20 protein-coding genes are annotated in these 24,540 nt (G+C 61.5%); 11 read left to right on the top strand and 9 right to left on the bottom strand.

The window, feature by feature from the left end; genetic code table 11:
* Positions 1–35: 35 nt before the first annotated feature.
* Positions 36–1,214 carry a formamidase gene (fmdA, locus tag F506_RS04840; protein ID WP_053195582.1) on the top strand — a complete coding sequence of 393 codons (1,179 nt, stop codon included), beginning with the start codon at positions 36–38 and terminating at the stop codon, positions 1,212–1,214.
* 89 nt (positions 1,215–1,303) lie between these two features.
* Complete coding sequence (locus tag F506_RS04835) at positions 1,304–1,600, top strand: FmdB family zinc ribbon protein (protein WP_050476185.1); 297 nt, start codon at positions 1,304–1,306, stop codon at positions 1,598–1,600.
* Positions 1,601–1,616: 16 nt separating this feature from the next.
* Here F506_RS04835 and F506_RS04830 read toward each other — a convergent pair whose 3' ends face one another.
* A complete protein-coding gene (locus tag F506_RS04830; protein WP_235471381.1) occupies positions 1,617–2,573 on the bottom strand; it encodes an AraC family transcriptional regulator in 957 nt (318 codons plus the stop codon).
* Positions 2,574–2,749: 176 nt separating this feature from the next.
* Between F506_RS04830 and F506_RS04825 the strand changes: the two genes are divergently transcribed.
* Complete coding sequence (locus F506_RS04825) at positions 2,750–3,613, top strand: oxidoreductase (protein WP_053201266.1); 864 nt, start codon at positions 2,750–2,752, stop codon at positions 3,611–3,613.
* Positions 3,614–3,773: 160 nt separating this feature from the next.
* Entirely contained in the window at positions 3,774–4,028 is a 255-nt protein-coding gene (locus F506_RS04820; RefSeq protein WP_083457593.1) for a hypothetical protein, read from the top strand.
* 99 nt (positions 4,029–4,127) lie between these two features.
* Here F506_RS04820 and F506_RS04815 read toward each other — a convergent pair whose 3' ends face one another.
* Positions 4,128–6,230, bottom strand: a complete 2,103-nt coding sequence (locus F506_RS04815) for a TonB-dependent receptor family protein (RefSeq protein ID WP_053195581.1) — start codon at positions 6,228–6,230, stop codon at positions 4,128–4,130.
* Complete coding sequence (locus F506_RS23005) at positions 6,227–6,460, bottom strand: hypothetical protein (protein WP_144423963.1); 234 nt, start codon at positions 6,458–6,460, stop codon at positions 6,227–6,229. The genes F506_RS04815 and F506_RS23005 overlap by 4 nt, the downstream gene beginning before the upstream one ends.
* A gap of 122 nt (positions 6,461–6,582) precedes the next feature.
* On the opposite strand from F506_RS23005, the gene F506_RS04810 reads away from it, so the two are divergent.
* From F506_RS04810 to F506_RS04780, 6 genes are all read left to right on the top strand, one after another.
* On the top strand, positions 6,583–7,287 hold the full coding sequence (locus F506_RS04810) for an SDR family oxidoreductase (protein ID WP_053194709.1): 705 nt from the start codon (positions 6,583–6,585) through the stop codon (positions 7,285–7,287).
* A gap of 365 nt (positions 7,288–7,652) precedes the next feature.
* The gene (locus F506_RS04800; RefSeq protein WP_053194710.1) at positions 7,653–8,426 is read left to right on the top strand and encodes an enoyl-CoA hydratase/isomerase family protein; all 774 of its coding nucleotides are present in this window, start codon (positions 7,653–7,655) and stop codon (positions 8,424–8,426) included.
* A gap of 108 nt (positions 8,427–8,534) precedes the next feature.
* On the top strand, positions 8,535–9,593 hold the full coding sequence (locus F506_RS04795) for an ABC transporter substrate-binding protein (protein ID WP_053194711.1): 1,059 nt from the start codon (positions 8,535–8,537) through the stop codon (positions 9,591–9,593).
* Positions 9,594–9,607: 14 nt separating this feature from the next.
* Positions 9,608–10,672 carry an ABC transporter ATP-binding protein gene (locus tag F506_RS04790; protein WP_053194712.1) on the top strand — a complete coding sequence of 355 codons (1,065 nt, stop codon included), beginning with the start codon at positions 9,608–9,610 and terminating at the stop codon, positions 10,670–10,672.
* 30 nt (positions 10,673–10,702) lie between these two features.
* Positions 10,703–12,502: an ABC transporter permease subunit gene (locus F506_RS04785; RefSeq protein ID WP_083457590.1), complete on the top strand. Its 1,800-nt coding sequence runs from the start codon at positions 10,703–10,705 to the stop codon at positions 12,500–12,502.
* A gap of 145 nt (positions 12,503–12,647) precedes the next feature.
* Entirely contained in the window at positions 12,648–13,199 is a 552-nt protein-coding gene (locus F506_RS04780) for a flavin reductase family protein (protein ID WP_053195579.1), read from the top strand.
* 78 nt (positions 13,200–13,277) lie between these two features.
* Here the strand turns inward: F506_RS04780 and F506_RS04775 are convergent, their stop codons facing one another.
* The 6 genes from F506_RS04775 to F506_RS04750 all read right to left on the bottom strand — a co-directional run bounded on the left by F506_RS04775 (position 13,278) and on the right by F506_RS04750 (position 22,822).
* The gene (locus tag F506_RS04775; protein ID WP_053195578.1) at positions 13,278–14,939 is read right to left on the bottom strand and encodes a methyl-accepting chemotaxis protein; all 1,662 of its coding nucleotides are present in this window, start codon (positions 14,937–14,939) and stop codon (positions 13,278–13,280) included.
* A gap of 130 nt (positions 14,940–15,069) precedes the next feature.
* The gene (locus F506_RS04770; protein WP_053195577.1) at positions 15,070–16,209 is read right to left on the bottom strand and encodes a patatin-like phospholipase family protein; all 1,140 of its coding nucleotides are present in this window, start codon (positions 16,207–16,209) and stop codon (positions 15,070–15,072) included.
* A gap of 339 nt (positions 16,210–16,548) precedes the next feature.
* Positions 16,549–17,487, bottom strand: a complete 939-nt coding sequence (locus F506_RS04765; RefSeq protein WP_053195576.1) for a dihydrodipicolinate synthase family protein — start codon at positions 17,485–17,487, stop codon at positions 16,549–16,551.
* A 100-nt stretch (positions 17,488–17,587) separates the two neighbouring features.
* Complete coding sequence (locus tag F506_RS04760; RefSeq protein ID WP_053195575.1) at positions 17,588–19,855, bottom strand: putative bifunctional diguanylate cyclase/phosphodiesterase; 2,268 nt, start codon at positions 19,853–19,855, stop codon at positions 17,588–17,590.
* Positions 19,856–20,398: 543 nt separating this feature from the next.
* On the bottom strand, positions 20,399–21,949 hold the full coding sequence (locus F506_RS04755; RefSeq protein ID WP_053195574.1) for a methyl-accepting chemotaxis protein: 1,551 nt from the start codon (positions 21,947–21,949) through the stop codon (positions 20,399–20,401).
* Positions 21,950–22,213: 264 nt separating this feature from the next.
* Positions 22,214–22,822 (bottom strand): TetR/AcrR family transcriptional regulator, encoded by a 609-nt coding sequence (locus F506_RS04750; protein ID WP_053195573.1) that lies wholly within the window; start codon positions 22,820–22,822, stop codon positions 22,214–22,216.
* A gap of 196 nt (positions 22,823–23,018) precedes the next feature.
* Between F506_RS04750 and F506_RS04745 the strand changes: the two genes are divergently transcribed.
* Positions 23,019–24,518 carry an efflux transporter outer membrane subunit gene (locus F506_RS04745; protein WP_144423997.1) on the top strand — a complete coding sequence of 500 codons (1,500 nt, stop codon included), beginning with the start codon at positions 23,019–23,021 and terminating at the stop codon, positions 24,516–24,518.
* Positions 24,519–24,540: the final 22 nt, after the last annotated feature.

Raw genomic sequence — 24,540 nt, 5'->3', positions numbered from 1 at the left:
CATTCATCCGCATTCAACACGAGAAGGAGAGTCGCATGCAACATTTCAAGATCAAGCCCGGCGTACCGCTGGCAGAGCAGCCTGAACTCGGACACAACCGCTGGCATCCCGATTTGCCGTTCCTGTCGTCGGTCAAGCCGGGCGAGTCCATCCTGATCGAGTCGCTGGATTTCCTCGACGCGCAGATCAAGGACACCGACGATATCTCCGACGTCAAGAACGTCGACCTCACGCGCGCGCATCCGCTGACCGGTCCGTTCCACGTTGAAGGCGCCGAGCCGGGCGACCTGCTGGTGATCGATCTGCTCGACATCAAGCCGGTGACGCCGGTTGGTTTCTCGGGCGTGTTTTCCAAGGAAAACGGCGGCGGTTTCCTGGCCGATTATTTTCCCGATGCCGACAAGGCGATCTGGGACTTGAAGGGCCTGTACGCAACCTCGCGCCACATTCCCGGCGTGCGCATCGCCGGGCTCACGCATCCGGGCCTGATGGGTTGCCTGCCGTCGCACGACCTGCTGGCGGAGTGGAATCGCCGTGAAGCGCCGCTGGCCGCCAAGGGGCTGGCAAAGCCGCCTGATCCGAGCACCGCGGTGTTGCGCGGCCTGACCGGCGCCAAGTTCGACGAGATGGCCAAGATTGCGGCGCGCACGGTGCCGCCGCGCGAGCATGGCGGCAATACCGACATCAAGGACCTGTCGGCCGGCACGCGGATTTTCTTCCCGGTGTACGTCAAGGGTGCGGGCTTCTCGATGGGTGATTTGCACTTTTCGCAAGGCGACGGCGAAATCGGTTTCTGCGGCGCGATTGAAATGGACGGCGTCAGCCACGTCGGCTTCGATCTGATCAAGGGCGGCATGGCCAAGTACAACATCACTTCGCCGATCTTCATGCCGAGCATCGTCAAGCCGCACTACGAGCAATGGCTGACCTTCGAAGGCATCAGCGTCGAGAACGGCGTCAACTATTACCTCGACGCCACCGTCGCCTATCGCCAGGCCTGCCTGAAAGCGATCGACTACCTGACTCACTTCGGCTACACCGGCAGCCAGGCCTACATGCTGCTGACCGCCGCACCGGTGGAAGGACGCATCGGCGGCATCGTGGACATTCCGAACTGCGCGTGCACGGTGTCCTTGCCGACGTCGATCTTCGATCAGGACATCACGCCCAAGGGGATGCTGAACGACCAGTCGTACTGGGGACGAAAGCGGTAATCGTTTTACGTCTGTTGCGGACGGAGGCTCTGCGCCGTCCGCAATCCGCTTATCTGAATAGTCGAACTACCGCCACTCCGGAGCAGAACATGCCCTTATACGATATCCGCTGCAGCCACTGCGAAGGCATCTTCGAAAAATTCCTCAACATGCAGGCCCTGCATGGCCAGGTTGCGTGTCCCTATTGCAAAACGGATACCGTTGCCGCGCCGCTGTTGACGGGCGGTCGCGTCGGCCTGCAGGTGACCGAGCGCTGGCGTCCGCGTAACGGCGCCGAGCAGCTTGCGGGGCAGGGCGCCGCAGGACCGGGCGCGCATGCGGGCGCGGCGCGCAGCAGCGTGCTGCACAATTGCAAGGGACACAGCTGCAGCATCTGCCTGACGTAAGCCCGGCCAGCTGTTCTCAATGCGATGAGACGAACTGCGCACCATCCTCCTGCGGCGGCAGCGCAAAGCTCTTGCGCATGCGTTCGACCTCTTCCACGGGCGTGCGGCCGAACAGGCGCTTGAATTCCCGGCTGAACTGTGACGCGCTTTCGTAGCCGACCTGTGTGCAGGCGGCGCCCGCCGTCATGCCGTTGCGCAGCATCAACAGACGCGCCTGGTGCAGCCGCGTCGATTTCAGGTATTGCATCGGCGAAGTGTCCGTCACCGTCTTGAAATGCGCGTGGAAGGTCGGCACGCTCATGCCGGCCTCCTTCGCCAGCTGGTCGATGGCAAGCGCTTCGTCATAGCTGCGATGGATCATGCTGATGGCGCGCGAGATCTTGCCGAACTGGCCTTGCATGGTCAGCGCCGCGCGCATCGATCCACCTTGCTGACCGCTCAGCACGCGGAAATAGATTTCGCGCCGCAGCGCCGGTCCGAGTATTTCGGCTTCCAGCGGATTGTTCATCGCTTCCAGAAAGCGCAGCACCGAGATGCTCAGCGCCGTCTCCATCGGCGTCGACACCATCCCGCGCGGTTTGGCGGCGCTGGGGCCGACGCATTCGTCGATCTGCATCATCAGCTCGGCGGCGATCTTGAAATCCAGGCGCAGGTAAATCGCCAGCATCGGTTCCTTCTCGCTGGCGTCGGTCTCCATCGAAAACGGCACCGGCACCGATACCGCCAGGTAGTGCTGCGCATCGTACAAATACACTTCATTGCCGAGATAGCCGCGCTTGCGCCCCTGCGCCACGATCACGATGCCCGGCTCGTACAGCACCGGCATGCGTTTCAACGGACGGTTCGAGCGCAGGAAGCGCACGTCGGGCAGCGGCGACAGGTTGTAGCCTTCCTGCGGCGTCTTCGTGGCCAGCAAGGCGACCATGCGGCGGCGGACTTCGGCGGACGTGTTGGACAGCGGCGTGGAACGCATCTCATTGAATCCGGCAATCGGTAATGCGGCCACTTTGCCATTTTTTGCACCGATTCGCCAGCGGCTCAGAGAATCAGGCAAGCATGCGAGAAGAACCGGCAGCCGGGAAGTGCGTGGAAATCGATAATGAGCCGGTCGGTTTTCGTTCTTTTTTCACGCACAGCAAAGGAATTGCCATGTCTGCATCCAAGACTTTTTTCATCACCGGCGTCAGCAGCGGCTTCGGCCTCGCGCTCGCCGAAGCCGCCATCGCTGCGGGCCACCGCGTGGTCGGCACGGTGCGCAGCGAAGAAGCCCGCCAGGCCTTCGAAGCACAATTTTCCGGCCGGCCGGGACAGGCGTTTGCGCGCCTGCTCGACGTCGCCGATTTTGCTGCGGCGGAACGGATCGCTGCCGAAGTGGAGAGCAGCATCGGGCCGGTCGACGTGCTGGTCAACAATGCCGGCTACGGGCACGAAGGCATCCTTGAGGAGTCCGGCATGGATGCGTTGCAACGCCAGTTCGACGTCAATGTGTTCGGCGCGGTGGCGGTGACAAAATCCTTCGTGCCGTTCATGCGCCAACGCCGGCGCGGCCACATCATCAACATCACCTCGATGGGCGGCTTCATCACGATGCCGGGCATTGCCTACTACTGCGGCAGCAAGTTTGCGCTGGAAGGCATTTCCGAAACCTTGGGAAAGGAGCTGCGGGCCTTCAACGTCTTCGTCACCGCCGTTGCGCCGGGATCGTTTCGCACCGACTGGGCGGGGCGTTCGATGGTGCGCTCTCCGCGCAGCATCGCGGATTACGATGCATTGTTCGATCCGATCCGCACTACGCGCGCCGAGCGCAGCGGCAAGCAGACCGGCGATCCCCGCAAGGCCGCGCAGGCGATGCTGAGGCTGGTCGACAGCCCGGCGCCGCCGGCGCATTTGCTGTTGGGCAGCGATGCGTTGGCGCTGGTGAGGAAGAAGCTGGCGGACATGACGCAGGAGTTGGCGCAGTGGGAAGCGCTGACATGTTCGACCGATGCCGATGCAGAGTCCGAGCCGACCTGACAAATTGCTGATTCTTCTTACAGATTAATACAACTTTACGGTCTTCATTTTCCCGGTTTTCCACGTTAAGAGGACAGCAGTCTCATGGCGTCCGATGCTTGTCGGACCAGCAATGCGAGGCTGGCATCCATGTCCGGATTTCCTAACGAGGAGCAATAAAATGAATAACCGAATGATCAGGATCGCAGGTCTGTTGTCGGTCGCGGCAGTTGTCGTCGCCGTCAGCGGTTGCGTGGTGACGCCGCCGTCGGTGCGCCCGGCTTATGTCGAGCCGGCTTACGCCCCGCCACCGGGCGTGGTGTACGTGCAACCGGCCTATGCATCGCCCGGACCGGGCTATGTGTGGGAGTACCACGCGCACTACGGCTGGGGCTGGCGCCATCCGCAATATGGCTGGCATCGCGGCTGGCGCTGAGTTGATTCGGCGGCGTCCGCAGCAAAATAAATCGCCCCGCATTCCGGTCGACTGCATGACCGGAATGCGGGGCGATTTTGCGTTGCCGGGAGCGAAAGCTTAGAACGCGTAGCGGCCTTGTACGTAGATGGTGCGCGGTGCGCCGACGATGCGGCCTTGGTTGCCGTCGGTGGTGCGTGAATAGTAACGGCGATCAGTCAGATTGTTGACGCCTGCCACTACGTCAAAGCCCCTGGTGTTGGGTACCTTCCAATCCACTTGTGCATTCCAGACGCGATAGCCGGGAATCGGACCATTCTTGCCATCAGTGGTTTCGATCTGGCTATTGCTTTCATCAGAGAATTGACGGCTCTGATGCGTGGTCGACAGATTGAAACCCCACGGACCGGCCTGATAGCGCCCGCCGATAGTATCGGTGGTGCGTGAATAGAACGGCACGTCCTTGCCCGAGTTCAGGCCGGATTTGAGTACTGCGCGTGTATAGGTGTAGTTGGCGTAGACACTCAAGCCGCGGAACAGACCGTCTTTGTCGAATGCATAGTCGATGGCAGTTTCGAGACCATCATGCTGGGTCTTGCCGAGATTCTGATAAGTGTCCGGCGAGGCGATCAACGTGATTTGATTGTCGAAGCGAATGTTGAAATATGTTGCTTCAGCGGACAGGTTGCCACCCTTCCACCGTGCGCCGAGTTCTGCCGTCTTGGCCAGCTCCGGTTGCAAGTTGTTTGGTGCGGATGCCGCGCTCAACTGCGTATTCTGGACCACGCCGAAGGAGGTATTGTAGTTGGTGAACAGCGTGAGCTCTGGCGTGAGAAGGTAGGCGATGTTGAGCGACGGCAGCGGCTTGTTGTTGGTGACTTCGAACTTGGTTGTTGACGCTACGTTCTGACGAGTCGTCTGGATGTGTTCAAAGCGTACACCAGGGGTGATGCGCCATGCGCCGACGGAGATCTTGTCATCGATATAACCGGCGTGTGCATCGGTGCGATTCTTGTTCTTGGTTGCCGCGCCATAGGCGCCGGTTGCGATCGTTTCGGCAAAGTTGTCGTCGTGACCGCGTTCGCCGATGTAGCGATAGCCTACGGTGATGTCATTGGTGACGCTGCCGGAAGTGAGGCGCTGAGTGAAGCGCGGTTCGATGCCAATGGTTTCATAGAAGCGCGGCTGATGCGTCAATTGCGTCGTGGAGGCGCCGATCAGCGCGCTTTCGCGATAGCTCTCGTTGTAATAGGTGCGAATTTCAAATTCCTGTGTATCGGAAATGGTGTTCAGATAGCCCAGGTCGATGCCGCGGCGATTGCCTTTCCAGTAGTCGCGCGTACGCGTGTTCTGGAATGGGTCGGCGTTGTATTGTGCCGGGGTCAGACCGCCGGGTGTGTGCGACATGACGTCGTAGTAGGAAATCTTGCCGTAGATTTCGGAGCTGGAGCTGATTTCGTAGCGGAATTTCAGCGCAAAGTCGTTGATGCGTTCGTTGCTGTTGGCGCGCCAGCCGGAGCCGTCGGTGCCGGAATACAGCATTGCGAGGCCGAGGCCGTTGTCGAGTGTGGAGCCGGCGAATGCGGTGTATTGGGTGCTGGAACCGCCCTCGCCGTAGCTGTTGTAGCGCACGCTGGCGTCGCCGCTCACGCCAGGTGTCGTCGGGATAGCGCGGGTGCGGAAGTTGATGATGCCGCCCACGTTTTGCGGACCGTAGCGTACGGCGCCGCCGCCGCGTACGACGTCGATCGCTTCGATATTGTTCAGGCTGACCGGCGCGAACGAGATTTGTGGTTGGCCGTAAGGGGCGGAAGCCATCGGTACCCCGTCCAGCAGGATGGTCGAGCGCGGTGAGTAACGACCGGTCAGGCCGCGCACGCCGATGTTGAGCGACATGGCGCCGCCGGCGGTGCCGGAGTTGTCGGTGACCTGCACACCGGGAATGCGGCGCATGACGTCGCCGATGGTAACGGCGCCTGTGCTTTGAATCTCCTCCTTCTTCACCACGGTGCGCGCGCCCGGATAGGTCTTCACGCTGTTTTGCAGGCCGGTGCCAAGCCAGTCGCCGCTGACCTGAATGGTCTCGAGCGTATTCGGCGTTTCAGCCGGTGTGGCTGCCTGTTGGGCATAAGCGGCGCCGGACAGTGTCATCAGCGCAGCGGCGATGGCGGCGGCACAGCGGGTTTGCGCTGCAATGGCGCGAGGAAGCGGAAGCAATGTCATGGTGATTTCTGAAAGATGAAAAAGCGCGTCGTGCGGTGTTGGCGATTCCCCGGCCAACGCTGCCGGATACGGTGCAAGGAAAATGTCAGCATTTGTAATGGATGAGAATCATAACCATTTAGATTTTCGGAATCAAACCAAACATGCATCCCGACAAAATATTCAAAGCCAATACCGGCCTGCCCCCGCTCGAATCGTTGCAAATTGTCAACAAAGACGCCCTGCGCCACGATGTCAATTGCGGTTAGCTGAAATGGGAGGTTGCTCCGGGAAATGATGGCGCCCGGCAAATATCCGGGTGATCGTGTACGCTTTCGCGTTCTGATCGCATCTCATCCATACGGAGCAGCAAATGAGCACAAGCAAAGTAGCCCTCGTCATCGGCGGCGGTAGCGGCATGGGCGCCGGCGTGGCGCAAAAACTGGCGGCCGACGGCTTCGGCGTCGGCATTCTTTCCTCTTCCGGAAAAGGCGAGTCGCTCGGCAACAGCCTGGGCGGCGTCGGCGTCACCGGCTCCAACCGCTCCGTCGCGGACCTGCAGAAAGCAGTCGATGCCTGCCTCGCGCGCTGGGGTCGCATCGACGTGCTGGTCAACAGCGCCGGCCACGGTCCCAAGGGCAAGGTGCTCGAACTCAGCGATGAAGAATGGCTGCTCGGCATGGAGATCTACCTGATGAACGTGGTGCGCAGTGCGCGCCTGGTGACGCCGCTGATGCAACAGCAGGGCGGTGGCGCCATCATCAATATCTCGAGCTTCTCGGCGGTCGAACCGTCGCAGTCGTTCCCGACCTCGAGCGTGTTTCGCGCGGGCCTGTCGGCCTACACCAAGCTGTTCGCCGACAAATACGCACCGGAAAACATCCGCATGAACAATATCCTGCCGGGCTTCATCGACAGCCTGCCGGAAAAGCCCGGCATCAAGGAAATGATCCCGATGGCGCGTTACGGCAAAGTGAGCGAAGTCGCGGCGCTGGCCTCGCACCTGGCGTCCGACGCCGCGGCCTACATCACCGGCCAGAATATCCGCATCGACGGCGGCATTACGCGTTCACTCTAGGCCTGTTCAGGATTTGCAGCGAGAGGCCGCCGCCCGGCGCGCCGGGCTCGCTGGCACTTTTCCTGTCCGCTCTCAAGCCGTTCCCTCCTGAGTACCTCCCCCTGTAGCGACATTGCCCCGAAAGGGCGGCGTCGCCACGTCTGATCGTCCCCCTCTCGTTCACTTTTTCTGCGTTTTGCTGCCGCATCCGCGTGCACCGTCGCTGATCGCGCGCGGCGCAATCGTAGTGCACTGCACCGTAAAAGCGGAAGAAATGCACCTTCCGCAAGCGAAATAAGCCATTTTGCATCGCATATAGACAGGCATATAAATTTCTGTACCATGAAATAGCGGTATAAAACATTACTTATTGCATAGGAATAGTTATGGAAAAATTCATCAAGGTCTCACATGACGGCAACGTCGCCGTCATCACCCTCAACCGCCCTGAAAAGCTCAACGCCTGGAATACCGAAATGCGCGCCGAGATCATCGCCGCCCTCAAACGCAGCGATCAGGATGCGGCGATCGGCGCCATCATCATGACCGGCGCCGGCGATCGTGCATTTTGTGCGGGGCAGGACCTGGAAGAGGCGCACGGTTTCGACGAGCAGCGCGCCGACGAATGGATGACCGAGTGGGAAAACTATTACCGCACGCTGCGCTCGCTCAAGAAGCCGCTGGTCATGGCGCTCAACGGCACCGCCGCCGGCTCGGCGTTCCAGGTGACGCTGCTGGGCGACATCCGCGTCGGCCACGCCGGTTCGCGCATGGGCCAGCCGGAAATCAATTCCGGCATTCCCAGCGTCACCGGACCATGGATCATGACCCAGATGCTGGGCCTGTCGCGCACCATCGAACTGACCCTGACCGGCCGCATGATGGAAGCCGAGGAGGCGCATCGCCTCGGCCTGATCCACCACCTGGTGCCGGCCGCCGAAGTCATGAGCAAGTCGCTCGCCATCGCGCGTGAACTGGCCGCCAAGCCGCCGGTCGCGATGCGTCTCGACAAGCAGCGCTTCTACGAAATCACCGAGCCGAGTTTTGTCGACGCCATCGCCGCCGGCCGCCGCATCCAGGGCGAAGCCTATGCCACCGGCGAACCGGCCCGCATGATGGAAGAGTTCTTCAAGAAGCGCGGGCGCACGATCGGCGGCTGAACCGGATTCCTATCCCGATCCCGCATCACGTTGCAACACACGCAAGTCCAAAGCGCCAAGGCAGTCGCAGGTCGGCAATTCCTCTAACAAGCACTTATGGGAGTACGTATGACTCAGCAATTCAACAACCATCGCCGCACCGTCCTGAAAATGGCCGGCGGTATTGCGGCTGCCGGCATTGCGCCGTCGATCCTGGCGCAAACCAGGCAACTGGTGGTCGCCGACCCGGGCGGTCCTTACACGGCCGCCTATCGAAAGGCCTTCTACGATCCGTTTGAAAAAGCCACCGGCGTGAAGATCGTCAACGTCGCCCGCGAAGCACAGCCGGTCGCGCAACTGACCGCCATGGTGCAGACCAAAAACTTCGTGTGGGACGTCACCACGCTGACGTTGGCGCAGGACATTCCGATTCTCGAAGAAGCCGGCATGCTGGAGCCGCTCGGTATCGTGCCGACCGACTTCAAGAACATGCTGCCTGGTTCGATCACATCAAGCTTCGTCGGCGTCGACGTGTACGCGACCATCCTGGCCTACCGCACCGACAAGTTCGCCAAGAATCCTCCAAAGACCTGGGCCGACTTCTGGAACGTCGAGAAATTCCCGGGCCGCCGCTCGCTGCGCCGCAATGCCATCGACACCCTGGAGCAAGCGCTGATGGCCGACGGCGTTGCACCCGACAAACTGTACCCGCTCGATCTGGATCGCGCCTTCAAGAGCCTCGATCGCATCAAGAAACACGTCGCAGTCTGGTGGACCAGCGGCGCCCAGGCGATGCAGCTGATTCAATCCGGCGAAGTCGACATGATCTCGACCTGGAATGCACGCGCGCAGACCGCCATCGAAGGCGGCGCACCGGTGGCGATCAACTGGAACCAGGGTTTGTATTCGATCGAAGGCTGGGGCGTGCCGAAGGGCAATCCGCGCGCCGCCGTAGCGAAGGAGTTCGTCAAATTCTGTGCCGACGCCAAGCGCCAGAGCGGCTTCACCGACACGCTGGCGTACGGCCCGACCGCGCTGGAAGCCTACAAGGACATCCCCGCTGCACGCGCCGCCATCCTGCCGACCGCACCCGCCAACATCGCCCTGATGCGTCCGCCCAGCGGCCCGTGGTGGCACAAGAACCGCAACGCGGTATCGGACCGTTTCAACGCCTGGTTACTTTCCTGATAGCGATACAAGCGATGACTGCCAGATTGCAAACACGTGCCATCAGCAAGCACTACGACAGCGTTACGGCGCTGTCGCCGACCGACCTCGACGTCAGGGACGGCGAATTCCTCACCCTGCTGGGACCGTCCGGCTCCGGCAAGACCACGCTGCTGCAGATTCTTGCAGGACTGGTCGAGCCGAGCGGCGGTTCGTTGTTCATCAACGGCAAGGACGCCACCCACACCGCAGCCGGCGAACGCGGCATCGGCATGGTGTTCCAGAGCTACGCGCTGTTCCCGCATCTGTCGGTGTGGGAAAACATCGCCTACCCGTTGCGCATGCGCAGGATGGACAAGGCGGCGATGGCCGCCGCAGTGCGCGACGCGCTGGAAATGGTGCAGATGGGCAGCTACGCCAACCGCTTGCCGCGCGAGCTGTCGGGCGGCCAGCAGCAGCGCATCGCGCTGGCGCGCTGCTTTGTCTACAAGCCGTCGGTGATCCTGCTGGATGAGCCCTTGGGGGCGCTCGACAAGAAACTGCGCGAGCACATGCAATCCGAAATCCGCAGCCTGCACAAGGATCTCGGCGCGACCTTCATCTACGTCACCCACGATCAGGAAGAAGCACTGAACCTGTCCGACCGCATCTGCCTCATGAACCAGTCGAAGATCGAACAGATCGGCACGCCGCAGGATCTGTACGACCGTCCGGCCACGGCATTCTCGGCGCAGTTCATCGGCTACTCCAACCTGTTGTCGGGACGGGTGCAGGACAGCGGGGCCGGTGCGCGTCTGGGCAACGGCCGTTTCGACGTGCCGCTGCCGGCGCGGCGTCCGGACGGCGCGGGAACGAACGCCGACATCTCGCTGGTGGTGCGCCCGGAAGAAGCCTGCCTGACCGGCGTCGGCGCCGGCGACGCCTACGTCAACGGCATCGTCAGCGAAGTCGTGTTCGCCGGCTCGGATATCCGGGTGCTGGTCGATATCGGCGAAAGCCGGCCTTTCCTGCTGCGCTGCGGCCGCCGCGAAGCGCCTGCAGTGGGCGACGGCGTCGGCATCCGCTGGCATGCGGAGCACGCCGCCGTCGTGACCTGCTAAGCCGTCGCTTCACCGATACGAGGAATCTCCATGTCCAGTTCACTCTCCCCAGGCGCGGCGAAAAGAGCGCCCCGCAAGCGGTTGCCGGCGTGGCTGCCGGCCCTGCCGTGTTTCGTATTCCTGATCTGCTTCTTCTGCGTGCCGGTGGTCGAGATCCTGCAGACCGGCATCGTCAATGCCGACGGTCACGCCACGCTCGATCAGTTTCGCCGCATGACCAGCGATCTGGTGTTTGCCAAGGTGCTCGGCAACACCTTCCTGATCTCGGGCCTGACGGCGCTGCTGTCGGTGCTGCTGGGCTTTCCGGTGGCCTACTTCCTGAGCCAGTTGAGCGACCGCTTCCGCGAACGCTGGATGATCTGGATCATGGTGCCGTTCTGGACCAGCTACCTGGTCAAGACCTTCGCCTGGATCCTGGTGCTGTCGAAGACCGGCATCCTGCTGACGCTGGCCGCCAGCCTCGGCCTGGTCGACGATCCGAATGCGCTGGCGCCGTCGATGACCGGCGTGATGATCGGCATGGTGCATGCCATGCTGCCGCTGGCCGTGATCAACATGTTGCCGATCATGCGCGGCGTCAACGCGCAGTTGCTGCAGGCGGCGGAGACGCTGGGCGCCAACCGTTCCGTGGCGTTCTTCTCGGTGTTCCTGCCGATGGCCGCTCCCGGCATCGCGGCGGCAGGCTTGCTGGTGTTCATCACCAGCCTGGGCTTCTTCATCCTGCCGGCGCTGCTCGGCACGCCCAAGGAAACCATGGTCGCGCAGATGGTGATCTCGGCGATCAACGATCTGTTCAATCTGCCGTACGCGGCGGCGTTGTCGACGGTTTTACTGATCTTCGCGGTGGCGGTGTTCATCCTCTACGATAAGCTGGTGGGTTTGTCTTCGCTCAGCGGCGACACCCGCGCCGCACCAAGGAAGAACAGTTCGGCCGTCGCCACCGCGCTGCTGATCGGCATCGGCCGCCTGTGCGGCAGCGGCTACGGCGCAGCCGGGCCGGTGGTGCGAAAGGTGAAGGGACTGAAGCTGTACAGCGTGGTCGCGGTGGCCTTGCTGTCGCTGCCCATCATCGTGGTGTTCCCGATCGCCTTCACCAATTCGCCGTTCCTGTCGTTCCCGCCGCAGGGCTTCAGCCTGCGCTGGTTTGAATCCTTCATCTTCTCGCCAGTGTGGCAAGCCTCGTTCCTGCGCTCGTTCGGTGTTGCGATTGTCACCGCGCTGGCATCGACCGCGTTGGGCATCGGCGCCGCGCTGGCGTTGACGCGCCTGCCGCCGCGCTGGACCAAGCCGGTGTTCGCCTTCCTGCTGGCGCCGCTGATCGTGCCGCGCATCGTGGTGGCGGTCGGCCTGTTTTATCTGTTCTCGCGCATGGGCCTGGTCGGCACCGACCTCGGTCTCACCATCGGCCACACCGTGCTGGCCATCCCGTATGTCGTGGTCACCATGGCGGCGGCGCAGACGCTGTGCCGGCTCAATCCGCAGATGAGCTTCGCCTACGTGTCCGGCGCCAGCACCGACAGCAGCGAGCGCGGCAGCGCGATGTGGGCGCGCGTCAAGGGCAAGACCGAAAACGCGCTGCTGGCGCTGCCGTTCAAGGCGGCCTGGATGTTCCGGCCCGGCGCCATCCAGCCGATGCACGGCGAAGTGTCGAAGACGCCGGCCTATCGCTGGTTCTACGCGCTGACCGGGCCGCTGCTGTCGCTGCTGCGCCGACTGTTCCCACGCCACATCACCACCACCGAACAACTCGGCCGCGCCATGATCAACGTCGCCAGGCGCGGCCATGCTTCGGGAATCATCCGCAATGCCGACATTGCCGGACTGGCATGACCGGATGACAAGAGCTTGACCGGCAGCTAACGGATTGCGGCGTCCGGCGGGCGTTTCGGCGCCAAAATCAGTTTTTGTCCTACAGAAATCGGCGCGGCCCCGGGCATAGAATGGATCGTCTTCGTTTCCACACTGGTGAGCCGTGATGAACAAGAAGGTCGACTACCCCGTCTCCGACATCCGTCATTATCTTGAACCCGGCCCCGTCGTGCTGGTGACCTCGCGCTGGCAGGACGAGACCGATGTCATGACGCTGGGCTGGCATACCGTGATGGAATTCACGCCCTCGCTGGTCGGTTGCATCATCGCCTCCGGCAACCACAGCTTCGAACTGATCCGCAGCAGCCGCGAATGCGTGATCAACATCCCCACCGCCGACATGATCGATACCGTCACCGACATCGGTAACTGTTCCGGCGCCGATGTCGACAAATTCTCGCGCTTCGGCCTGCATACCAGTGTTGCCGAAAAGGTCCGTGCACCGCTGCTCGACGACTGCTTCGTCAGTCTCGAATGCAAGATCTACGACGATTGCCTGATCGACACCTATAACTACTTCATCTTCGAAGTCGTCAAGGCGCATGCCGCACCTTCGCCCAAATATCCGCAGACCGTGCACTACACCGGCGACGGCCAGTTCCGGGAAGCCGGACGCCACGTGAGCCGGCGGGAACGCTTCCTGCCGCAGAATCTCTAGCCGGAAAACTGCGCCCAAAAAGAAAGGCCGCACTACCGTGCGGCCTTCTTTACTGCCGCGACTACCTTTGCAGCCGGCCTATGCATCCACCTCATGTTCCAGTCGACGCGGTTCGCTCGCCGACAGACGCGCCGCCGAAGGCGTGATGTCGATGGCGCGTTTGGCCGATTGCGCGGCGGCGTTCGTCACCAGGCGCGCGGCGTCCAGCTTGAACACGCTGACCACCTGCTCCAGCGTTTCGGCCTGATCCTGCAACGCCTGCGCGGCAGCGGCGGCCTCTTCCACCAGCGCGGCGTTCTGTTGCGTGACGTCATCCATTTGCGACACGGCCTGGTTGACCTGGCTGATGCCGCTGCTTTGTTCTTCGCTGGCGCTGGCGATCTCGCCGACGATATCGGTCACCTTCTGCACGCTGTGGACGATGTCGCTCATGGTGGTGCCGGCCTGCTGCACCAGCTTGCTGCCGGAGCCGACCTTGTCGACCGAGTCGTCGATCAGGGTCTTGATTTCCTTGGCGGCGGCGGCTGAGCGCTGCGCCAGGCTGCGCACTTCCGATGCCACCACGGCAAAGCCGCGGCCCTGTTCGCCGGCGCGCGCGGCTTCCACTGCGGCGTTGAGCGCCAGGATATTGGTCTGGAAAGCGATGCCGTCGATCACGCTGATGATGTCGACGATCTTGCGCGAGGATTCATTGATTGAGTTCATCGTGTCGACCACCTGGCGCACCACATCGCCGCCTTGCGACGCGATGTGCGACGCCGACAGCGCGAGCTGGTTGGCCTGCTTGGCGTTCTCGGTGTTTTGCTTGACCACCGACGTCAGCTGTTCCAGGCTCGATGCGGTTTCTTCCAGCGACGCGGCTTGCTGTTCGGTGCGCGACGACAGGTCGGTGTTGCCGACAGCGATCTGCTTGGCGGCGACACTGACCGAATCGGTCGAGGTGCGCACCGTGCCGATCACGTCGACGATACGCGCGCGCAGCTTGTTGAAGGCAGTGGCGGTGTGGCCGATCTCGTCCATGCGATCGACCTGCATCGGCTGAGACAGATCGAGCGACGCGCTGATTTCTTCAAACGTATTGCGGATATTGCGCAGGCTGCCGCTGATGTTGCGGTACAGGGTCAGCGCCAGCGTGCCGGTCAGCAGAAACGCCACGACGATGACCGCGATCATGCTCTTGAATGCGAACTCGTACGCGGCGATACTCTCGGCGCGCACGTCGTCGACCAGCTTGCCGTTGTAGGCGATATGCTCGTCGATGCCTTTCTTGACGCCGGCGGCGGACAACGCCAACGGGGTGCCGGCCATCAGCGTGGCGCGCACGCCGTCCATGTCGCCCGCATGCGCAGCGGCGAAGAACGGAATCAGCGCCTTGCGATAAGCCTCCATATTGACCTTGTCCGCTTCCAGCATCTTGCGATCGGTGTCGTCGAAAATCTGTTCCTTCTCGTACTTGGCGACGACGTCGTCGAAGGCCTTGTTGGCATCGGCCACGGCCTTGTCCAGCGCCGTCTTGTCGCTCAGGTTGGAGAACACCGACAGCCGATAGCCGGCCAGGCGCGTATCGGCGAGGAAACCCTTGGCGGCATTGAGGCCGCTGATGCTCGGGATGATGCGGTTCTGCACGGTATCGAAGCGCTGCTGCGCGCGCTGCAGTTGCCAGAGGCCGTCGACACCGACAAACAGGAGCGCCAGCAAGGCCACCGAGAGTGTGAGAATAAGGCGTTTGGTGATCGTCATGGTCGTTTCATTTCTCAAAAAGTGAATGGAATCCGCGGCTTCGTGGGCTGCGGTGCTGGCGTTGTCTCCTCCTGCAGAGATGATGCTGGCGATTCCGTTGTTGCTCGATGTTGCAAATTAGGGGCGGCGCCTATGCCGCCAGCGGAGCGCCTTCGAGGGCATCCCGCAGCGACTCGCCATGCTCGCGACAGAACTCTTTTCCGGCGCGGTAGCCGACATCGAACAGCAGCTGCATGTTCGACGCCGACCAGTCCAGCACCTCCGGCCAATGCTCCTCGGGGATGCCGCTCATGAGGTCGACCTTGAGCAGGCGGCGCAGCGGTTCGCCGGTGTCCGGATGCGTGTTGTGCTCGAGTTCGAACAGGCGCATCTCGGTCTTCGAGATCTTCACCAGCGGCGTGATGATCGAGCGCACCCAGGCGTCGTACAGATTGCGCGGTTTGCGGATCAGGCGGTCCTCGCCGAGGATGTCGAGCACCACGAGGGTGTCGATGTCGCCGTGCTTTCCCGGGTTGTCTCCGCTGGTCATCAAGGGATTGAAATTGAGCGTATCGAGCGCGGCGCCTTCGATGTAGTCGTCGCCGCCGATTTCGGTCGGCGGATACAGGAAGGGGAACGACAGCGCGGCGCGCACATGAATCGGCGCGATCTCATTCTTGTCCCATACCTGCATCTCGCTCTTGCTCATGTTGTAGGCGTTGATGTAGAACTCCGGCTTCATGCGCGCGATGGCGTCGAAGTCGATCGCCTGTTCGAGGAAGGGATGGTGCGCGCACAGACCCAGACTCTTGGACGACAGGTCCGATGGCGACATGGCCGACAGCATCAGGTGCATCCAGTCATTCCATGCGCCCGAAGCTTCGGCGAAGCGCTGCGTGAAGACATCGAGGAAAGGATTACCGGCCGCGCCGGACATGTTGGGCAGGCCGGCCAGCTGTGGCATCTGGGGCATCTGCGCCGGCACCTGGTCGCGAAAGCTGCGCGCGCCGTGGCCTGGCTTGTTGAATATCTTGTAGTTGACCGGGAACATCTTGTAGATGCTGTCGGCCACGCCGACTTCGGCCCAGCGCACCAGCGCCTCGCGCGCCGTGCAACCCAGCGGCGCCTGGTACAGCAGCCCCATGAGCACGCCCGCGCCGGAGGCAGAGATCACGTCGAACTCGATGCCCTCGTCGAGGAACGCGGTCAGCGCACCTGCGATCAATGTCGAGTTCGGCGCACCGCCGCCGATCACCAATGCTTTTTTCCCCGCCCTGTACTGATTGGTCATGTGAGCCTCTCAGATTTCCCGTTGTGTTTTTGGAGCAGCGCCCCTTTTGTGGAAAGGGAATGATGCACTGCAAAATATTCTGCTGAAGGAAATATAGCCTTAAAGAAACAGGCAGGAATGTACCGACGAGATTTAATTAACGCATATCTGGTATTCAACGAATGGATATCCGTGGTGGCGCAAGGCTTCACAGGATGTTGGCATGTTGATATGTACGTAATAACAGAAAAACTCTGTCACGTTGTCATGCGTTCGTCACAGTTCAAATGAAACGGCCGCGTCTTCTTGCGAAGGACGCGGCCGGAAATGCAGTGCAGCAGAAAACGAATTGCTGCGCGCTTATTTACCCCAGCGTAGCACCAGCGGATCGAGGCGGCGCGCGATCTTGATGAGGCCTTCGCGCGTGGCCGGATGCATGGCCGCCAGCGGATGGCGCACGGAATCGGATTTGATGATGCCGCCTTCTTTCATCAGCGCCTTGCACGACGCCAGGCCGCCCTGGCGGTTTTCGTAATTGATCAGCGGCAGCCATTGCTGGTAGTGCTGCGCGGCCAGCTCGGTGTCGCCTGCAACGTAGGCGTCGAGGATGCGGCGGATGCCGTCCGGATAGCCGCCGCCGGTCATGGCGCCGGTGGCGCCGGCGTCGAGGTCGGCCATCAGCGTGATGGCTTCTTCGCCGTCCCACGGACCGACGATGGCATCGCCGCCGAGGGCGATGATTTCACGCAGCTTGTTGGCGGCTTGCGGCACTTCGATCTTGAAGTAGGAGACATTGGCGATCTCCTGCGCCATCTTGACCAGCAGCGTCGACGACAGCGTGGTGCCGCTGACCGGCGCGTCCTGGATCATGATGGGAATGTCGATCGCGTCCGACACCGTCTGGAAGAACTCCTGGATGCCGCGCTCGCCGACGCGGATGGTGGCGCCGTGGTACGGCGGCATGATCATGACCATGGCCGCGCCCGCATCCTGCGCATTGCGGCTGCGCTGCGCGCAGATGCGCGAGCTGAAATGGGTGGTGGTGACGATTACCGGGATGCGGCCCGCGACGTGATCGAGCACGGTGCTGATGAGTGCATTGCGCTCGTCGTCGGTGAGTGCAAACTGCTCGGAAAAATTGGCCAGAATACAGATGCCGTCGGAGCCGGCGTCGATCATGAAATCGATGCAGCGGCGCTGGCCTTCCAGGTCGATGTCGCCGTGGTCGTCGAAAATGGTCGGTGCGACCGGGAAGACGCCGCGATAGACAGGTGTCGGCGCTGTTTTTTTCTTGCTCATTGTTTGTCTCTTTTCAATTTGATGCGGGCTACGCCTGCTTATGCTCAGATGTGCTTGGGTGTGCTTGTCTCTTGCGGCCTCGGAACGGCCCCGGCTGCGGTCAGCGGCCTTTCAGCAATTGATTGACCTGCTGAAATTCCATCGGCGGGTAGTAATAGAAGCCCTGGAAGAACTGGCAACCGATCGCCTTGAGAAATTTTTCCTGCACCAGCGTTTCGACGCCTTCGGCGACGGTAGTGCAGGAAAGGATCTTCGCCAGCGACACCACCGCACGGATGATCAGTTCACTCTTCTCGCTGATACCGATCTGCGCCACAAAAGACTGGTCTATCTTAATACTTTTCGTCGGAAAGCGACTGAGCTTCTGCAAAGAGGAGTAACCGGTGCCGAAATCGTCGATAGTGATGCCATATCCTTGGGCATTGAGCGCCTCCAGATGGCTGATGGCAAGGTTCTCGTTACCGACCAGTCCGGTCTCGGTAATTTCGAACTCCAGGTGGTCGGGACTGATGCGGTATTTCTGGCACGCGGCATTGACCAGATCCAGCAGATCGGCGCGTACGATATCGATGGCGGAGAGGTTGATGGCGACCGGCAAACAGCGGCGGCCCGAGTCCAGCGTCTGGCGGATGTACGTGCACACCTCGTCCACCACGAAGGCGGTGATGAAATGAATCGCGCCGCTGGCTTCGGCGACCGGGATGAATTCGGCCGGCGAGACATCGCCCAGCGTCGGCGAGCGCCAGCGGATCAGCGCCTCGAGTCCGACGATATCGCCGTCCCGCGTGACCTTGGGTTGATAGACCAGGCGCAATTCGTTTTCACGCAAGGCCATCACGATGGACTGCTCGATACTGAGGCGGCGGCGTATCGAGGCCGCCGCTTCGTCGTCAAACACGGTGATGTCCTGGGTGCCGGAACGGCGCGCCGAATCCAGCGCCAGCTTGCCGCGCTGGATCAGTTCGTCGCCGCTGGTTTCACCCGGCCGCGAGAAGGCCATCGCCATCGACACCTGCACCGGCTGGCGTTCGCCGCCGACCAGCAATTCCTCCGGCAGGCTGCGGCGAATATGTTCGATCTGCGGAATGGCGTCGCGGCTGGCGTGGCTGGTCTCGACCGTGAAGCTGAACACCACGCTGCGCAGGCGCGCGATCAGGCTGCCCTTTGGCAACAGGCGCTGCAGCGCATCGGCGAAGGCCACGATCAGCGCGTCGCCGGCGGCGCTGCCGAGCGCGTCGTTGACGTACTTGATGCTGTCGAGGCGAATCACCACCAGCGCCAGCTGGCGGCGTGGCGACATGGCGCGCATCAGCTCTTCCAATTGCCGCTGCAGCAGGTCGCGGTTGGGCAGCTGCGTGAGCTGGTCGTGGTTGCTGAGGAAGGTCTCGCGCTCCTTGCTGCGGTCGAGCGCTTCTTCGATGCGACGCTGTTGCGAGATGTCGCGCAACAGCACGATGTAGTGGTGTTCTGAGGTCGTCGAGATATTTTCTATCGCGATCAGGCGACCGTCTTTGGCAGCGAATTCCTGGCCGCTCTTGAGCGCCAGGACATCGGCGGCTTTTTCCGCATCGCTGCGGCACTTGTGTTCGAGCAGCTCGAACAGATTGGCGTCCCTGCCGCTTTGTGCGGATTTTTCGGGATTGCGGCCGATCAGGTTGTCGGCCAGCGTATTGGCCTTGAGTATGCGCCCCTGCACATCGCACAGGACGATCGCGCCGCCGGCGTTTTCAAAGATTTCCTGGTATTGCGCGTGGCTGCTCTCGAGCTCGCTGCTGGCCGCGCGATGGCGGCGGATCGACGCGTCCAGCGCATGCAACAGGCGAAACACACCTAATGGCACGCAGATGTTGAAGAACAGGAACAGCAGCGACTGGATATAGGCGTGCGCATTGGCCAGCGGCGCATCGATGCCGGGATAGACCGGCAGCGGCTCGTTGCGCAGCAACAGCATGAACGGGAAGAAATTGATCGTCATCAGCACCAGCGCCAGGCGCGCGCCGAAGAAGATGCGGCCGATCAGCGGCGCGGTGTAGACGAACATGATGCCGTACTTGGCGATTTCGGCGTCGTTGACGAAATAGACGATGCAAAATGCCGCCGCATAAATGGTTGCGATCAGGATCGCGCTGCCGATCACGGGACGCCGCACCGACGCCACCACGCCGAGCAGCAAGGCAACGAAGAAGCCGACCACCACCGCGATGATGTAGTACGCGCCGACCTTGACAGCATCGATGGCGCTGAGCAGGCCGATGCCGAATTCCAGCAGCAGGCCGGAGACCAGGATGATGCGCAGCGCGCTCTCTTTCCAGACCGTATTTTCTGCCGCGCTCAGGGCATTTTCTTTAAGCAGTAGCCACTGGAACATTGTATTTTTTCTTTGTGTAGATGTGGACATGTCGAGCACGAGGAAGCACGGACGCGTTGCCCCCGTTACCGCCGCAGGGACGAGTTCCTGGCCTGCTTACCGTGGCGAATGGCGGAGGGGTGACGTGCCATTGCGATCGCCGGCAAGCGCCGCACAGGGATACTGTGCGCGGTAGCCGGCATCTTCGGTTTGCTCGGTTGAAACTCGGTTAGTTACTAACAGAAGCTGGTTTAATTTCGCATAGTCTCACAAATAATTTCCATTCGGCAATGAGATTTCGTACTAGGCGATACGCTTGTCTCACTATCGACTCGCATCACTGGCGGAGAAGAAGGCGGGATATTTAAGAGAAAATTGGCGTAAATATAGGGTTAATGGCGATATCCAATCTAGCCGTTTTTGCGCGGAATCGATTATATGCTCGCATTTTTCGCGCCAAGATGACGCGTGGTTTTTTGTGCGCCAAAATGAAAAACCCGCGTCGGATGCCGCGGGTTTTTTGCCTTGTTCGCCGGGAAGATGTCTTCCTCCCGCGCTGAGCCTTCAGCTCCGGAGTTTGAACACGCTGACCACCTGCGCCAGTTTGCCGGCCTGCTCCTGCAGCGACTGGGCGGCAGCAGCGGCCTGCTCCACCAGCGCGGCGTTCTGCTGCGTCACTTCATCCATCTGCGTGATGGCGCGATTGACTTCTTCGATGCCGGTGCTCTGCTCGATGCTGGCCGCGCTGATTTCACCCACGATATCGGTGACCCGGCGTACGCTGGCGACCACTTCCGACATGGTGACGCCGGCTTGCTCGACCAACTTGCTGCCCGAGCCGACCTTTTCCACCGAGTCGTCGATCAGCACCTTGATCTCCTTGGCCGCTGCGGCGGAACGTTGCGCCAGGCTGCGCACTTCACTCGCCACCACGGCGAAACCCCGGCCCTGTTCGCCGGCGCGCGCGGCTTCCACTGCGGCGTTCAGCGCCAGGATATTGGTCTGGAAAGCGATGCCGTCGATCACGCTGATGATGTCGACGATCTTGCGCGAGGATTCATTGATCGAGCCCATGGTGTCGACCACCTGGCCCACCACCGTCCCGCCTTGTTGCGCCACTTCGGATGCGGAGACCGCGAGTTGATTCGCCTGGCGCGCGTTGTCGGCGTTCTGCTTCACGGTCGAGGTGAGCTCTTCCATGGCCGATGCGGTTTCTTCCAGCGAACCGGCCTGTTGCTCGGTGCGGCTGGACAAGTCGAGATTGCCGCTGGCGATTTCGGTCGACGCGGTGGCGATGGTGTCGGTGCCGGTGCGCACTTCGCCGACGATGCGCAGCAGGCTGTCGTTCATCGCCTTCAGCGAGTGCATGAGCTGGCCGGTTTCATCCTTGCTCTCGGCGTGGATGTCGGCGCTGAGGTCGCCGCCGGACACGCGCTGGGCGATGTCGACCGCCTTGTTGAGCGGCACCGAGACGATGCGTGCGACCCACACCGCGAGGGCAAAGGCGATCACCACGATGGCGATCAGCAGACCGAGGATCCAGTTGCGCGCTTCGTTGAAGGTATGGTCAGCGTCGCCATTGGAACGCTCGGTGCCATTCTCATTGATCTTGACCAGGCCGACAAGTTGCTCGACGGCCTGGCGGAACAGCTTGTTCGATTCACCTTTGAACTGCAGGCGCGCTTCGTCTTTCTGATTGGCGCGCGACAGTTCCATGATCTTCTTGTTCTCGCTGAGATACTTCTGCATGGTTTGCAAAAATTGCGGATAGAGCACTTTCTCTTCCGGCTCGGAAATCATGGCCTCGTACGACGCCATGTCCTTGCGGATGATTTCCATGCGCGTCTTCATCGCTTTTTCGGCGTCGTCGTAATCCTTGTCCTCGGTCGCCAGGATGTGCTGCAACTCGGAAATACGGAAGCGCGCCATCGACGCCTGCAATTGCAGGCCGATCTTCACGCTCGGCATCCAGTTGGTGGCGATTTCGCTCGACGCCCGGTTGACCTTGACCAGTTCGACGATCGAGAAGGCGCCCAGTCCCGCGGTCAGAATGATGACGGCCAGAAATGACAGGACCAGTTTTTTTGCGATCTTGAGGTTGTAAAACCAGCGCATGTGATTGCCTCGGATGGAGATTATAAGAATGGGTCATCAATATGGCGCCGTCAATGACGGCATCATTCCATGATGGTACGCACGCACACGCCCGCTTCATCGCTGAAGAAGGCGGTTGTTTACCATTCACTTTTTTGGGAAGCCGGGCTGCAAGCGCCGTGGTTGCTGGCTTGCAAGGTGGCCCGTGATTACCGGCGGGGAATTCTCACACGGCAATATGATCGGATGATGACGCCGTGACAAGGCGTCGTCGAACGTACTCCTTCAGACGCCGTAAATGCGGAAGAAGGCGTCCAGCGAGCGCTCGACCGACTCCTTGATCTTGTCCGGCGGCGTCGAGGTGATCACGCCGAGGATGCGGCCTTCCGCCCACTCCGCTTCGACCAGCACGCGAAACTGGATCGCTGTCAGCCACGGGTCAGCTTCGCGCAGTTCGCCGCTCTCCATGTGCCGTTTCATGAATTCGGAAATCACCAGCCAGCCGCGCTTGGGGCCGTTCTCGTAATACATGCAGCCGAGTTCGGAACGCTCGGCGTTGTAATACAGCAGGCGGCGCACCGCAATCACTTCCGGCGACAGCACCAGGTGCAGGTATTTATTGGCGAACAGGCGCAGCGTGTCGCGCATGTCGGCGCTGCCGTCGTCCTGAATGAGGATGGCGAACAGCGATTCGAACTGCATGCCGGCCTGCTGCTTCATGACCTGCAAAAAGATCTCTTCCTTGGAAGAAAAATAGTTGTACAGCGTCGCCTTCGAACCGCCCAGGCGCGCCGAAATTTCCGCCATGGAGGCGCGATCGAATCCGATCTCGTTAAATATTTCCGCAGCGACATCGATGATCGATTGCCGCCGCTCTTCACTTTTCTTGCGCATGTAATTTCTTTGCCATTACGGCGAAACCCTTTAGTTGCCTGCCTTCACCTGATTTTCCCCGGGGCTGTTGCTTTTTTGTGCGCTTGCAGCATTTGCACCATTTACCGGGCCCCATTTTCCCCTAGTTTTGCTTGACGGTCTTCAAAAGTCAATACTATACTGAACTGTACAGTTTATTTATGAGTGGATTCCGATCATGCAAGTTCCATCTATTTCAGGGGATCAGGGCGCATCCCCATCCCCCTCCTCCTCCCGCTTTCCCCGTCCCCGCCTCGCCACGCTGTCGGCGCTGGCCGTCGCGGCGCTGACGCTGGCCGGCTGTGCACAGTTTTCCGACCTCGGCCCGCGCGCTGAACCCAAGGCCATCGACGCCTATCAATCTTCGCAATCGCTGGACGCTGCCGCCAATGCAGGCGCGGTGGCCTGGCCCGACGACAACTGGTGGACCGCCTACGGCGACAAGCAACTCAACGCCTTGATGGGTGAAGCGCTGCGCGGCGCGCCGTCGATGGCAGTGGCGCGCGCCCGCTTGCTGAAAGCCGAAGGCGTGGCCCAGCAACAAGGCGCGGCATTGTTGCCGCAAGTCACCGGCAACGCCTCGCTCGATCACATGAAGCAGAGCTACAACAACGGCGTGCCCGCCGATTTCGTACCGCGCGGCTATAACAACGAAGCGCGCGTCACGCTCGACTTCAGCTACGAAATCGACTTCTGGGGCAAGAACCGCGCGGCGCTGGCCGCCGCCACTTCCGAACTCGAAGCCGCACGCGCCGATGCCGCCCAGGCGCGCATCACGCTGGCCACTTCGATCGCCGCCGGCTATGCCGAACTGGAGCGCTTGTTCAGTCAGCGCGACACTTCCCAGGCGGCATTGCAGGTGCGCCAGGAAACCGAAAACCTGTTCACCCAGCGCCGCCTCAACGGCCTCGAAACGGAAGGCAGCGTCAAGCAAGTAATCGCGCGCCGCGCGACGGCCGAAGCCGATCTGCTGGCGGTGGACGAATCGATTGCCCTGCAGCGCAACAAGCTGGCCGCACTGGCCGGCGCCGGTCCGGACCGCGGCCTGCAACTGGCTCGTCCGGTGATCGACATGTCCAAGCCGTTCAACCTGCCGCAGGAATTGCCGGCCAACCTGCTCGGCCGCCGTCCCGACATCGTTGCCGCGCGCCTGCGCGCCGAAGCCGCCGCCAGGCAGATCAAGGTGGCGCGCGCGCAGTTCTATCCGAACGTCAACCTGAGCGCCTACTTCGGCTTTCAATCGCTAGGCACCAATCTGCTGACCCAATCGGGTTCCAGCATCGGCAGCTTCGGACCGGCGATTTCGCTGCCGATCTTCGAAGGCGGACGCCTGCGCGGCCAATTCCGCTCGGCCAGCGCCAGCTATGACGAGGCCGTCGCCAACTACGACAGCGCCGTCACGCAAGCCCTGCAGGATGTCGCCGATGTCGCCGTCAGCGAGCGCGCCTTGAGCGGCCGCCTGAATCGCACCGAGGCAGCCGCAGACGCCGCCCGGGACGCTTACCGCATCGTGCGCAACCGCTATGAAGGCGGCCTCACCAATTACCTTGACGTGCTCAATGCGCAAGACACGCTGCTGACCAACTTGCGCGAGCTGTCGACCTTGCGCTCGCGCCTGTTCGCGCTCGATGTGTCGATGGTTCGCGCGCTCGGCGGCGGTTACCAGCACCCCAGCTGAATCTGCGCCACGCCGCACCTCG

It is taken from the genome of Herbaspirillum hiltneri N3 (assembly GCF_001267925.1).
Lineage (GTDB): Bacteria > Pseudomonadota > Gammaproteobacteria > Burkholderiales > Burkholderiaceae_D > Herbaspirillum > Herbaspirillum hiltneri.
The sequence above is the reverse complement of the archived record's forward strand: the minus strand, read 5'-3'. Positions and strand labels throughout refer to the sequence as shown.